This is a genomic window from Streptomyces sp. NPDC048415 (assembly GCF_040651675.1).
In the GTDB taxonomy this organism is placed as follows: Bacteria; Actinomycetota; Actinomycetes; order Streptomycetales; family Streptomycetaceae; genus Streptomyces.
On record NZ_JBEZKJ010000044.1, the window covers coordinates 56,974 to 68,284 of the forward strand.

Consider the following 11,311-nt stretch of genomic DNA (forward strand, 5'->3'; position numbering starts at 1 on the left):
ATTCACTCCTTGGTGGCGCCGGCCAGGCCGCGCACGAAGTAACTCTGGAAGAAGACGAAGACAATGAGCATGGGAATGATGGAGAGCGTCATTCCGGCGGCGAACCCGGTCCAGTCCACGGAGTGCTCACCCTTGAACGACAGCATTCCGACCGCGAGGTTCTGCAGATCCGGCTGCCCCAGTGTGAACACCAAGGGGATATTGAACTCGTTCCAGTTGGTGATGAACTGGAAGATGACGACCACCGCGATGACGGGCTTTGCCAGCGGGAGGACCAACCGGAACGTGCGGAGGAAGCCGGCGCCGTCGAGCTTTGCCGCGTCGAACAGATCGCTCGGGATGCCCGAGAAGAAACCGATGAAGAGCAGAACGTAGAGGGCGCCTGCCGCTCCGGACATGGCCAGGATGACTCCGGCCTGGGTGTTCAGCAGGCCGAGTCGTTCCACCAGGACGAACTGCGGAATGATGATGGAGGCCACCGGTACGAACAGGGTGGCAACGATCATGCGGTGCAGGAGCTTTCGTCCCGGGAATTCGTACCGGGCCAGAATGTATCCGCACAGGGCCGACTTGAACAGTTCGATGACGGTGGATACGACCGCGTAGAGGATCGTGTTGAAAAAATACCTGGAAAACCCTGCGTCCACCCATGCCCGGCGGAAGTTGTTGAAGTTCCACTGGTCGGGCATGAGGCCGGCGCCGCCGGTGAAGAGCCCCGTCTGTGTCTTGAACGCCCCTGCGACGATCCAGAGGAACGGATAGATCCAGACGAGACCCACCACGATCAACAAGGGCAGCGCGATGAGGTTGGCACGCGCGGGCCGTGACAGTCGCGAGAAACGTGGCGCTCGCGGTGTGCGGAGTTCGGGACGGGACATCAGACTCCGTATTCCTTCCGCTTCGTCTGCGCGCGGCGCACGAAGAGGCCCTGACTGGTGACGAGGAGGAACGCCATGCCGGAGAACAGCAGGGCGGCCGCCGACGCGTATCCGTATGCGAAGGGCATCGAGCCGAAGGCCTGCTTGTAGATGAAGTACGAGACCACGTACGTGCTCGTGCCCGGGCCGCCCCCGGTGAGCGTGACGACGAGCCCGAACACGTGCATCGCGTTGACCAGAGCGAGCATCACGATGACCACGGCTACGGGACGGATCATCGGCAGCGTGATCCGCGTGAGCTTCTGCCATTCACTTGCGCCGTCGAGCTCGGCGGCTTCGTAGAGTTCGTCAGGGACGTTCTGCAACGCAGCCATCCAATAGATCATGTACTGCCCGAAAACCTGCCAGACCGAGATGAGGATCAGGGTCAGCAACGCGGTCCAGCGGTTGGCGAACACATCGGTCGTGCCGTCGGTCAGGCCGAGCCCGTGGAGCGCGGAGTTGAGCGCACCGTTGGACGGATTGAGCAGGTAGGTGAAGACCAGGCCGGCCATCGCCACCGGGATGATCAGCGGTGCGAAGAAGACGGTGCGCAACGCCCTCTTCGCCCACAGCCACTTCCTTGTCATCACCAGTGCGGCGAGGAGGGACAGCGGCAGCTTGATCAGGGTCGTGCCGACCGCGAACAACAGGGTGTTGACGACCGCCTGCCAGAAGAGCGGATCGCCGAGGATGCGGCTGTAGTTGTCGCCACCGACGAACTGGTCGAGCGGTCCGGTGCCGGACCAGTCGAAGAACGAGTAGTAGACCGTCGCGATCAGCGGCCAGAGGGTAAACCCCATGTAGAGGAGGAGGAACGGCACGAGAAAGGCGGCCACCCACAGCCGGTCGCGCCCCTTGGCGCGCTCGCGGTTCCCCTCCGAAGGCTTGAGCCGACGCACCTCCCGGCTGGGTCGGGCGGCCGTGGTCGGGGCAGTGCCGGGTGGATGTGGACTGGTGGGGGCGAGAGCCATGTGAGGTCCTTTGCGGTCCTGGCTGAACGGTGGCTTCCGTCGCTGCGCGGTTACGCGGCCGGCCGGTAGTCGGAGGTGTACGACCAGTCAGGGAAGGTGAAGCAGTCGAGGGAGACCTTCAGCCCCTGGGCCGCTTCCTTCTTGAGCTCGGCCGTGAGGATCTTCTGACGTTGCGAGACGATCCGTTCGGCCTCCGGCTTCAGTGAGTTGTCGCCGCTCAGGGCGCCGGACATCGCCTCGTACTCCCAGGTGGGACGCTCGCCGATGGCCTTGACGTAGGCCTGGGACTTCACCAGGTCCGGGCACTTGGTGACCGGAAGGGGCAGGTCGACCCGGTAGCCGGGCTTGTCGGCTATCCCCATGAGCTGTCGCATCGCGGGGTCTTTGATGTAGCGGGCGTTGTCCGCGAACGCCAGCGTCCCGAAGCCGCCTTCGAGGTACTGCTTGGCGAAGTAACCATCAGGCTGGGTCAGCCAGTTCATGAAGGTCCAGGCGGCCTTCGACTGCTTCGATTGCGCGCTCACCCAGTACTTGTTGCCGTCTGGCTGGCTCCACAGGGCGCCCTTTGCACCCGAGTCGGGGACGGGATGCGCGGCGACGGAGTACTGCGAGGACTCCAGGCCGAGGGACTTGAACACCGAGGGAGTCCAGGTGCCGTCCATCATGATGCCGGCCCGTTCCGTGGCGAACTGCTGCCGGGAGAAATTCTTGTCGTTGGTGCCGGGTGCCAGATAGCCGTCGTTCTTGAGCTCCTGGATGAAGGCGAACACCTTCTGGGCCTGCGGTTCGTCCAGCGAGAAGGCGCCCTTCTTGTAGTCGAAGAACCAGTCGTTGAAGGTGTACTCGCCGGCAGCGAGTGCGTAGAAGATGCGCTGGAAGTCGACGTCCTTGCTGGGCGACGCGATGCAGTACGCCTTTGTCTTCGCCTTGATGTCCGCGCAGGTGCTCTTCAGTTCGGACCACGTCGTCGGTGGCTTGGCGGTGTCGAGTCCGGCGTCGCTGAAGACCTTCTTGTTGAGGAACATGTAGCCGGGGCCCCAGTAGGTGCTCTCGGAGAAGGGGAACGCGTAAGTCTTCCCGTCGAGTTGGTTGACCCCGTTGATGAACGAGCCTTCGGGCCACCGCTTGGTGAAGCTCGCGGGCAGCGCGGAACCCCCGTTGAGGGGCTGAATCCACTCCTGGTTGAGCAGTTGGGACATGGCCAGCGGCCCGTTGTCGCTCCAGTAGAAGATGTCCGGGCCCTGCCGACTCTGAAAGGCCAGCGGGAGCGTCCGCTTGTACTCGTCCTGAGCGATCGACTGCCACTGCACGGTGATGTCCGGGTGCTGCCGGTGGAACTCCTCGGCGGCCTTCTTGTGGAAGTCCGACTGCTCCGCCGAGTAGTCCCAGACCTTGAGCGTGGTGCCTGAACTACCGGAGCTGCCACCGCATCCCGCCAGCAGTGGTCCCAGCAGCAGGGGCGCGAGCGCCAGCCTGCCGAGCCGGGATGCTCCAACTCTGTGTCCTGTGCCCATGGTCGGCTCCTGCTCCGTCGAGATATCGAGATGGCGACCCGAGCGGCTCTCGGGACTGAGGCGCGGATGACGTTAGGGCGCAACACTCAGCCTAGCAAGCGTTTTCACACGGGATATTCTGCAGACTGGGGACTGCGCATCGTGAACTAGGCATCTGAACTGGGGTGTTGTGTGATCAGTCGATCTCTGCCGGGAGTGGCCGCTAAGGTGAGGGAGCGTTTTCACAGATTTTCATGGTGTCGGCCGTGGGCCCGTACGGGGGTCGCGAGCGACCGGAAGGGAGTACGTCATGCGCGTCCTCGTCCTGACGAAGCCATTCGGTGTTCTGCCGCCCGAGGAGCTGGCCGCCCAGCTGGCGGAGGCAGGCGCGGACGGCGCCGACCTGCTGGTCAGAGACGGGCAGACCGTCACCCCGAGCACGTCGTGGCGCATTGCCGAGACGGCACGGGCCTTGCGCGGCAACGGACTTGAGACCGGCCTCGTCAGCACGGACCTGACCTCGGCGGACAGTGAGGCCGAGCGCGTCATCGGGCACTGTGCCGAGGCAGGCGTGCCCCTGATGCGCGTGGGGTTCTACCGCTACGACGCCGGACTCGACTACGCCGCCGGCCTGGACCGGGCCCGCCGCGACCTCGCGAGCCTCGCCGAGCTCGCCGCCCGCCACGGCGTACGTCTCGTGCTCGCGCTGCACCACGGCACGCTGCATCCCTCGGCCGCACACGCCTCGCGGCTCCTGGACGGCCGCGACGACGTCCTCGTCCACCCCGACCCCGGGAACCAGGCCAAGGAGGGAAGCGAGCACTGGCGGCTCGCCCTCGATGTTCTCGGCGGCCTGGACCGTGTCGGCTGCGTGGGCGTGAAGAACGCGGTGTGGGAACCAGGGCAAGCGCGTGGATCCTGGAACTGCCGGTGGCAGCCGCTCGCCGACGGCGGCGTCGTCCCCTGGCCCACGATCCTGCCCGGCCTCACGGAACTCGGCTACACCGGCCCGTTCTCCCTGCACGTCCACTACCCGGCCGACAACCCGCTCACGGCGGTCCGCCGGGATCTCGGGTACCTGCGCGGATTCCGGTCCGAGCCGAGGATCGCACCGCCCGCACGCTGAACGACGAACTACGCTGGCCACGGACCAAGGACACGGGGAGCTGGGCTTGGCAACTTCGAAAGTACCGGACATGACGGAAAATCCGACAACCTCCGCAAAGCCGGATCTACCGAGGAACGGCATGCCCGACAAGTCCGAAAAACCCAGCACGGCCAGCGGGTCCGTCGCGAAGAAGGTGACGCGTCAGCGGCGGGTGACGATCACCGATGTCGGCACGGCAGCAGGGGTCTCCACCTCCACTGTCTCGCGCGTTCTCAACGGCACGGCCCGGGTCGACCCCGAGCTGGTGCGCCGGGTGGAGAGCGCGGTCGCCGAACTCGGCTACCGGCCCAACGCCGCTGCCCAGGGCCTGGCCCGCGGCGAGGCCGGCGCCATCGGCGTCCTCGTACCCGACCTGGCCAACCCGTACTTCCCCGATGTCCTAAAATCCGTCTCCGCTGTCGCCCGCTCACACGGGCGGCGGGTGATGGTGATGGAGTCGGACGAGGACGCGACGAGTGAGCACGAGCTCGCCGAGGATCTGATGCGCTGCTGTGACGGCGTACTGCTGTGCTCCCCGCGCATGAACCGCACCGCGCTCGTCGACCTGTCCCTGCGTGGCCACCCTGTTGTGCTGGTCAACCGCATCGTCCCCGGACTGAGTCTCCCCTCGGTGTCCGTCGACTTCTACGGAGGGATGACCCTGGTCTGCGGTCACCTCACCCAGCTCGGACATCGCCGTGTGGCCTACCTGAGCGGCCCCGAGGCGTCCTGGGCCAATGCCGAACGCATCCGTGCCTTCGATGCCGCGGCAGCGTTCGGCGTCGACGTCACGGTCATCCCCTGCGGTCACACGGCACGGCATGGCTATGAGGCGGCCGGTGCCGTGCGGGATTCCGGTGTCACCGCCGTTGTCGCGTACAACGATCTCGTGGCGCTCGGCGCGGTGACAGCGCTGGAGGAGTCGGGCCTGCGCGTCCCCGAGGACATGTCGGTCATCGGCTGCGACGACATCTCCCTCGACGACCTGCCCAGTTCACGCAGACTCACCACGGCCTCGTTGGCCCGGCACGAACTGGGCCGGCAGGCCGCCCAGACCCTGGAAGCGCTGATGGCCACCAACGGCGACACCGAACCCAGAGTCATTCCGATGGAGTTGCGCGTACGCCACACCAGCGCTCCCCCGGCGGTCGCCGCACACCGAGGCGCGGAATCCTCGCAGCTTCGCCAAGGTGCCGGAAAGAAGCCCCTATGAAAGCGTGGAAGGTGTGCCGCCACCGGTGTGCGTGCAGTTTGTCCGACCCGGCCTCAAGGCCGCGACGCTTAGTCATGATCTTGATGCCGTGGGGGCCAGCCGCCGGATCCCCCGCTCGGCCAGCCACAGATGCCGGAAGTAGGGCCGCCTTGTGCTTGGCACGAGCCCGCAGGTAGCGGCTGACGGCCCGCGCGGGCCTCGGCCCGAACCCACCCGCCGGTCTTTGCTGCCCTTGCCGTGAAAGTGCACCGATTCCGTGGTCAGGTCGATGTCGTCGAGCAGGAGGTTGCCGACTTCCGACAGCCGAGCACCCGTGTTGCAGTACAGACGGATGGTCGGCTCGTCCCGCAGCTGGACGAACTGCTTTCCCCGGCAGGTGCCGAGAACCTTCGAGGTCTCGTCACAGCGGATGACCGGGATCAGTTTCTGCGGCATCTTCGGCTGCCTGACCCGTTCCATCGGCGACCGGTCGCCCTCGTCCAGCACCAGCCACTTGAAGAACTGCTGCAGCGCCATGTGCTTATCCAGCGCCTACTCCCCCAGAAACCGCGCGCCGCCTGCGCGGCCGCCGGCAAATAGTTGTACCGGGTGGTCTCCGGATAGTTCCCCGCCGCCAGCGAGCGGTCCCAGTCCCGCAGAAACCCCGACCAGGTCTCCGACAGACCAGCCGTGACCTCGTCCAAGTCCAGCAGTGGCATCTTCGTCGGCCTGCGAGTAAAGGCGTTGTGCACTCAGGCCTCCGCCGGGCCGCCTCGTCGCCTCACGCACCACCTTCCGCTCGTCGAGAAGAACCGCAACGAACTATGACTTTTCCATCGTCTCGCTGCGGCCAAGAGCCAGCAAGTCGGTACATTTGTACGGTCCTTGCGCTCTGAGGCGACTCCGGCCGACCTGCCGTCGAGACGCACCTGGCGGTGCGAATCGTTCAAAGGAACGTCTTCGTCGAGCGCCCTGAATTCCCTGCCCTGTGTGCACTAGAGATCTTTAACGGTGCGGGTCATGTGGGGTCGTGACGGTTGGTGCCGGCCGCGCTATGCCGGGGGGATAGGTGTCCCGATGGCGGTGGGCTGACAGCCGAGGAGCGGGATCGACGCGAGCAAGACCGTCTCGCAGCTGCCGACTTGGTCGAGGCAGGGGCCAGTGCCAGGGAGGTGGCCCGGCAGTTCAGGGTTACCCGGATGTCTGCGAACCGCTGGCGCCGGGCTCCGGCCTCAGGCGGCCGCCAGGCGCTGGTCTCCAAGGGTCCCGGCGGCGCCCGCTGCAAGCTCGATGCCGGCCAACTACGCGCCCTGGAGGCAGTACTGGAGGCCGGTCCGGCCGCGTGCGGCTGGAGTGACCAGGCGCCCAAGGGCCGCACCTGGGGTCGCCGAGGCCGCACCCCGGTCGCAAAGGTCAACGCCGCAGGCACCAAACGGGTCTCGATGCCCGCGCTGATCTGCACCAAGGGCGGCCGCAGGCCACGGCTGATCTACCGCATCCACCAGTAGTTCGAGGAGTATTTCGACTCATCGATAGCCTTCGTCTTCATGACGCGCGCTTGGATCTTGCCGATGCTCCTTGTGCTCTGCGGCTCAGTCCTTGCGACCGGGCTGGTCTTCAGCGAGACCACCGGCGTAGCCGCAGCACTCCTGCTGGTGTTTGTGCTGCTCGCAGGTGTGAACTCGCCTCTAGTCTTCCCGAGGTCGATCAGTGCGCTGGAGGCACAACGCCGCAGCGCGGTCGACGGCCGGCCCGTCGTCTACTGGCGGTCGGGCTGCAAGTACTGCCTCCGACTGCGCATCCGGTTGGGCCGCAGCGCCCGCCAGTTGCATTGGGTCGACATCTGGCGTGACCCGGCTGGAGCGGCAGCGGTCAGAGCAGTCAACGACGGCAATGAGACCGTGCCGACCGTATTCGTGGCGGGCCAGCCGCACGTCAACCCCCATCCTGAATGGGTGCGCAAACAGCTCGCCCGTTCCGTGTGATCGGGAGCGGTTCCCTATCGGAGAGGCCTCCGCAGACCCCAAACGATTGTCAGCCGGTTTCATGCCGTCTCAACCTCTGTCTGCCGTACAACGCAGACAGAGGTTAAAGGGCAAGCTTAGAGCCGCACCTGACCGGCGGGGCAGCCCGAGTGGCGTCACCGCGGATCGATCGCTGCCTCGGCTGCCGCCTTGATACGGGCGCCGAAGCCCTCGGCGTCCTTGCGGGCGGCGCCGAGCGCCAGGCCGACGAGGAGCTTGCCCAGCCCGTGGCCTTCCAGAATGTTGAAGATATGGACCCGGGTTCTGCCGCCGGCCAGCGGCTCCAGGTCGTAGCCGCCTTCGCGTGCCGTCACGCTGTTCTTCGACACCTCGGCCCAGCGGATCTTCACCGGGGCTTCGAGGGCGGTGATGCGGAACTCCCTGGCGGTCTTCATCCCGGCGTCCTTCACCGTGCTCCGGAAGACCGTGCCCACGGCGGTCGGGGCGTCGGGGACTCGCTCAATCCTGAGCACCCGGGGGCTGAACTGCGGATCGTTGCGCCCGTCGGCGAGGTAGGCGAACACCTCCTCAACGGGCCGATCGACCTCGACCATCGCTTCGAACTGTCCTGACATGGGCACCCCTGATCGGTCGAGCCGCAACGCGCTCCCGCGCCCCCTCCGGCAGACGTCCGCCGGACCACGAGGCCGAGTCCGGAGCTGCCTCGCGCACGCGAAGGAACACGAGGGCCGCGCCGTACCGCCCGTCCTGTCGCAGCGGCACCGCGACCCTACGGGACCACCGGGCATCTCGCGCGGTGAGCGGCGTAACCACGAGGAAGCCGGCCCCGACTCGATTGGCCCGCTCCTGACGGACAGACCCCCCTGCGATGTCACGCAGCTGCCTCTCGGTGGCGCTGGCCTCCTGAGCCTCGAAAAGGCGCGTACTGCGGCGGGCAGCGTCATCGTGAGGCGGGAACCAGCACCCTCACCCTTCCGGGAGCGGGGGGGGTGGCATTTGCCTCGAACTGCGGGAAGTTCCAAATTCGCTGGTTAAGGGCGTCGGAGCTGTCGATGGTGCGGGGGTTGGCGAGGATGCTGCGGGCGCCCAGCGCACGGGGGCCGAGTTCAGCCCCAGTTCTTCAGCGTGTCCGCGATCTGGCGCACGTTGCGGCGTCCCTCGACGACGTCGGTGACGAGGTTGATCGGTGATCGCCTCCTGGCTGCCGACCTTGACCTGGATACCGCTGGCGTGGAGGTAGGCGTGGGCGACCTGGGCGGCGAACAGCTCACTGGAGTGCTCAAGCGCCGGAACCCGGGCGAGGGAATGCAGGAGCGCTGCAGCCCGGTGGTGCGCGGCCTCGTACACGAGGGTTCCTATGACCGAGTGCCTATGGCGGGCAACACCGGCCGCGAGCGCACCGTAGTCGGTGATGTCAGGGTCGCCAGGCACCAGAGTCTGCGCGATTTCAAGAGGCCATCACTCGTCGATGAACAGAACGAGGGGCATGGGGTCAGGCGGCGTGGCTGCCGTTGGGACCAGCCCCAAAGCGCTCGGCGAACGCCTGCCCGTGCTCATCGGCGAAGGCCTTCGCGCCAAGGTCCACTACGGGCGCCGCCGCCGGAACGCTGCATGCCACGAGTCAAGGAAGGCCGAGCTGTGCAGCCGCTCGCCGAGTGAACGCGCACGATCGACCAATGCTCTCCCCGTGCACGGGGCCGTCCGGCTACCGTAGGGGTGGCGAAGGAAATCCGTATCACGGTCGACGACGAGACGTACGACGCACTTCAGCGTCTCGCCGCCGACGGCCATGTGGAGCCGGGGCAGTACGCCAGCCAGCGCCTGACCGCAGACCTGGCGCATCTCCGGTTCCTGGAGGGCACCAAGTGAGGCAGTGATAGCGGAGAACGCCGCCGTCAGGCCTGCCCGGCGGCAACCGGAGCAGCCATAGAACCGCTCACTCACTGGCCTTCGTGCTCGGCGGTCGGCACGGAGGCCCCCGCTCAGGCAACACCCGGTGACGGGCGCATCACGATGCCCTTCACACGCGTAGCCAACCGCCAGGCGGCTCGTTGAACGCGTCATGAAGGCATGGGACGAGGACCCGCCTATCGTCGTCTTCGCCAGGGTGACGGACGGGTACTGGCTGGACAACGATGGAAGCGATTGCCGCTGGGGCAGCGCCCTTCTTCACCGCTGCCCACCCGACCCAGCGCCGCTGACCGAGACAAGATCCGGCAGCTGCGACGAACACATCGGCTCCAGCCCCAAGAGACCTCCGGAGTTGATGGACCGGGCGCGGATCGTCATAGTCCCGTTCGCCATGATCACGGTGTTGATCGCGCTGGGTCTGGTGACACTGGGCTGACCGTCCGACCAGCCGCCCCGCAGAGTGCCGTGAACTCACCGGCGACACCGATCCGGCGACGGACGGCGCCGGTCACGGGGTTGCGGTGCACGAGGACGTAGCGGCCCCAGTCGGCGTCACCAGCCGTGAGCCAGCCCCCGGCCCACGGGCCCGAGGTCGACAGCTTTCGGCCACCGAGCGGGCCGCCCGCGAGTCGGACAATCACAGCGGTATCTCAGTCCGGCGGGACTCTCCCGTCTTCACTCCCTAGCGGGACTCAGCAGCAGAAGGACAGCGGCGGAGCGCTCGGTGGAAGGGATCGGGTGTGACGTGCGCTTCCGGAGCCGATGCTGAGCACTCCCGTGGCCGGTTCCGATCTGCGGCCGGGCTGGGCGGGGGAGCCGAAGTGGGATGGGTTTAGGGCCCTGGTCTCCGTCGACGCGGGCCGGGTGGTGCTGCGCTCGAGGCGTGGCACCGAGATGGCGCCGGCGTTTCCGGAGGTGGTGGCCGGGGCCGGGCAGCTGCCGGACGCGACCGCGATGGATGCGAGCTGGTCGTATGGGATTCCGCGGGTCGGCTCGCCTTCGAGCGGCTGCAGATCCGGTTGCAGATCCGGTTGCAGATCCGGTTGCACCAGCGTGGCGCCGGCGCGGCCCGGGCCGCGGGCGAGTGGCCGGTCCACTTCGTCGCGTGCCCGTCGACCACCGACCCCGAGATGGTCACGAAGTGGCTGTCGTGGGCGTCGGTCGGCATGGAGGGAGTGGTCTATAAGCGGCTGGACGGCGCCTCCGAGCCGTCGGCGATGGCCGGCACCGATGAGTCCTTCGCGGCACAGCGCCGCGCCGACGCCTGGAGCGAGGGGCTGGTTGCAGTACAAGGTGCGTGAGACGACCGAGGCGGTCGTCGGTGCGGTCACCGGGCCTGTGGCCGCTCCGCGCAGTCTGCTGCTCGGCGGGTACGACGACGGGCACCTTCAGCACTGCCCACCACCAACCTCGCCCGGACGGCCAGCAGCAGGGTCGCCGATCTGTTCGCGTCGGCCCGGAGCGGCCATCCCTGGACGGGCTGGTTGTTCTCCGCCGGATGGGGCACCAGGGAGACGCTGGACGTCACGCTGGTGGAACCTGAGCTGATGGTGGAAGTCGGCGTTGATGTCGCCCGCGACGCCTCCGGCCGGTGGCGCCACCCCGCACGCTGGCACCGCGCCCCCCGACCTCTCCCCCGCGGACGTCCCCCGCTGCGCCGTGCCGCCGTCAGCGCCGCCCTGACGGCGGCAC

The 11,311-nt window shown here is 67.0% G+C and carries 13 protein-coding genes and 2 pseudogenes; 9 read left to right on the forward strand and 6 right to left on the reverse strand.

What is annotated here, in order from left to right:
• Positions 1-2: 2 nt before the first annotated feature.
• Genes AB0D27_RS26170 through AB0D27_RS26180 form a run of 3 tightly spaced genes read right to left on the reverse strand, consistent with a single transcriptional unit; the run spans position 3 to position 3,405 of the window.
• Positions 3-878: a carbohydrate ABC transporter permease gene (locus AB0D27_RS26170; RefSeq protein WP_362513338.1), complete on the reverse strand. Its 876-nt coding sequence runs from the start codon at positions 876-878 to the stop codon at positions 3-5.
• The gene (locus AB0D27_RS26175; protein WP_362513341.1) at positions 878-1,891 is read right to left on the reverse strand and encodes a sugar ABC transporter permease; all 1,014 of its coding nucleotides are present in this window, start codon (positions 1,889-1,891) and stop codon (positions 878-880) included. Before AB0D27_RS26175 ends, AB0D27_RS26170 begins: the two co-directional genes overlap by 1 nt.
• A gap of 50 nt (positions 1,892-1,941) precedes the next feature.
• Positions 1,942-3,405: an extracellular solute-binding protein gene (locus AB0D27_RS26180; RefSeq protein WP_362513344.1), complete on the reverse strand. Its 1,464-nt coding sequence runs from the start codon at positions 3,403-3,405 to the stop codon at positions 1,942-1,944.
• A gap of 289 nt (positions 3,406-3,694) precedes the next feature.
• Between AB0D27_RS26180 and AB0D27_RS26185 the strand changes: the two genes are divergently transcribed.
• Together AB0D27_RS26185 and AB0D27_RS26190 are read left to right on the forward strand one after the other, a co-directional pair.
• On the forward strand, positions 3,695-4,510 hold the full coding sequence (locus AB0D27_RS26185; protein ID WP_362513346.1) for a sugar phosphate isomerase/epimerase: 816 nt from the start codon (positions 3,695-3,697) through the stop codon (positions 4,508-4,510).
• A 121-nt stretch (positions 4,511-4,631) separates the two neighbouring features.
• Positions 4,632-5,744 (forward strand): LacI family DNA-binding transcriptional regulator, encoded by a 1,113-nt coding sequence (locus AB0D27_RS26190; protein WP_362513349.1) that lies wholly within the window; start codon positions 4,632-4,634, stop codon positions 5,742-5,744.
• Between the two features lie 72 nt (positions 5,745-5,816).
• On the opposite strand, the gene AB0D27_RS26195 is transcribed toward AB0D27_RS26190, so the two are convergent.
• Positions 5,817-6,260 (reverse strand): hypothetical protein, encoded by a 444-nt coding sequence (locus AB0D27_RS26195; protein ID WP_362513352.1) that lies wholly within the window; start codon positions 6,258-6,260, stop codon positions 5,817-5,819.
• A 153-nt stretch (positions 6,261-6,413) separates the two neighbouring features.
• Here AB0D27_RS26195 and AB0D27_RS26200 point away from each other — a divergent pair, with 153 nt between their 5' ends.
• From AB0D27_RS26200 to AB0D27_RS26210, 3 genes are all read left to right on the forward strand, one after another.
• Positions 6,414-6,551, forward strand: a complete 138-nt coding sequence (locus tag AB0D27_RS26200; protein WP_362513355.1) for a hypothetical protein — start codon at positions 6,414-6,416, stop codon at positions 6,549-6,551.
• Positions 6,552-6,763: 212 nt separating this feature from the next.
• On the forward strand, positions 6,764-7,231 hold the full coding sequence (locus AB0D27_RS26205) for a helix-turn-helix domain-containing protein (RefSeq protein WP_362513371.1): 468 nt from the start codon (positions 6,764-6,766) through the stop codon (positions 7,229-7,231).
• 39 nt (positions 7,232-7,270) lie between these two features.
• The gene (locus AB0D27_RS26210) at positions 7,271-7,708 is read left to right on the forward strand and encodes a glutaredoxin domain-containing protein (protein WP_362513357.1); all 438 of its coding nucleotides are present in this window, start codon (positions 7,271-7,273) and stop codon (positions 7,706-7,708) included.
• Positions 7,709-7,863: 155 nt separating this feature from the next.
• On the opposite strand, the gene AB0D27_RS26215 is transcribed toward AB0D27_RS26210, so the two are convergent.
• Together AB0D27_RS26215 and AB0D27_RS26220 are read right to left on the reverse strand one after the other, a co-directional pair.
• On the reverse strand, positions 7,864-8,322 hold the full coding sequence (locus tag AB0D27_RS26215) for an SRPBCC family protein (protein ID WP_362513360.1): 459 nt from the start codon (positions 8,320-8,322) through the stop codon (positions 7,864-7,866).
• Positions 8,323-8,648: 326 nt separating this feature from the next.
• Positions 8,649-8,807: pseudogene (locus AB0D27_RS26220) on the reverse strand (carbamoyltransferase C-terminal domain-containing protein); the annotation flags it as partial.
• 617 nt (positions 8,808-9,424) lie between these two features.
• Between AB0D27_RS26220 and AB0D27_RS26225 the strand changes: the two are divergent.
• The 4 genes and pseudogenes from AB0D27_RS26225 to AB0D27_RS26240 form a co-directional block, all read left to right on the forward strand.
• Positions 9,425-9,577: a hypothetical protein gene (locus tag AB0D27_RS26225; protein WP_362513363.1), complete on the forward strand. Its 153-nt coding sequence runs from the start codon at positions 9,425-9,427 to the stop codon at positions 9,575-9,577.
• A gap of 193 nt (positions 9,578-9,770) precedes the next feature.
• Entirely contained in the window at positions 9,771-10,055 is a 285-nt protein-coding gene (locus AB0D27_RS26230; RefSeq protein ID WP_362513366.1) for a hypothetical protein, read from the forward strand.
• A gap of 583 nt (positions 10,056-10,638) precedes the next feature.
• Positions 10,639-10,920: a hypothetical protein gene (locus tag AB0D27_RS26235; RefSeq protein WP_362513368.1), complete on the forward strand. Its 282-nt coding sequence runs from the start codon at positions 10,639-10,641 to the stop codon at positions 10,918-10,920.
• Positions 10,921-11,103: 183 nt separating this feature from the next.
• Positions 11,104-11,311, forward strand: a pseudogene (locus AB0D27_RS26240) (hypothetical protein); the annotation flags it as partial.

Coding starts and splice junctions, on each gene's coding strand:
- AB0D27_RS26185 (WP_362513346.1), top strand. CDS start 3,695: ATGCGCGTCCTCGTCCTGACGAAGCCATTCGGTGTTCTGCCGCCCGAG.
- AB0D27_RS26175 (WP_362513341.1), bottom strand. CDS start 1,891: ATGGCTCTCGCCCCCACCAGTCCACATCCACCCGGCACTGCCCCGACC.
- AB0D27_RS26195 (WP_362513352.1), bottom strand. CDS start 6,260: ATGGCGCTGCAGCAGTTCTTCAAGTGGCTGGTGCTGGACGAGGGCGAC.
- AB0D27_RS26190 (WP_362513349.1), top strand. CDS start 4,632: ATGCCCGACAAGTCCGAAAAACCCAGCACGGCCAGCGGGTCCGTCGCG.
- AB0D27_RS26170 (WP_362513338.1), bottom strand. CDS start 878: ATGTCCCGTCCCGAACTCCGCACACCGCGAGCGCCACGTTTCTCGCGA.
- AB0D27_RS26230 (WP_362513366.1), top strand. CDS start 9,771: ATGAAGGCATGGGACGAGGACCCGCCTATCGTCGTCTTCGCCAGGGTG.
- AB0D27_RS26215 (WP_362513360.1), bottom strand. CDS start 8,322: ATGTCAGGACAGTTCGAAGCGATGGTCGAGGTCGATCGGCCCGTTGAG.
- AB0D27_RS26180 (WP_362513344.1), bottom strand. CDS start 3,405: ATGGGCACAGGACACAGAGTTGGAGCATCCCGGCTCGGCAGGCTGGCG.
- AB0D27_RS26210 (WP_362513357.1), top strand. CDS start 7,271: ATGACGCGCGCTTGGATCTTGCCGATGCTCCTTGTGCTCTGCGGCTCA.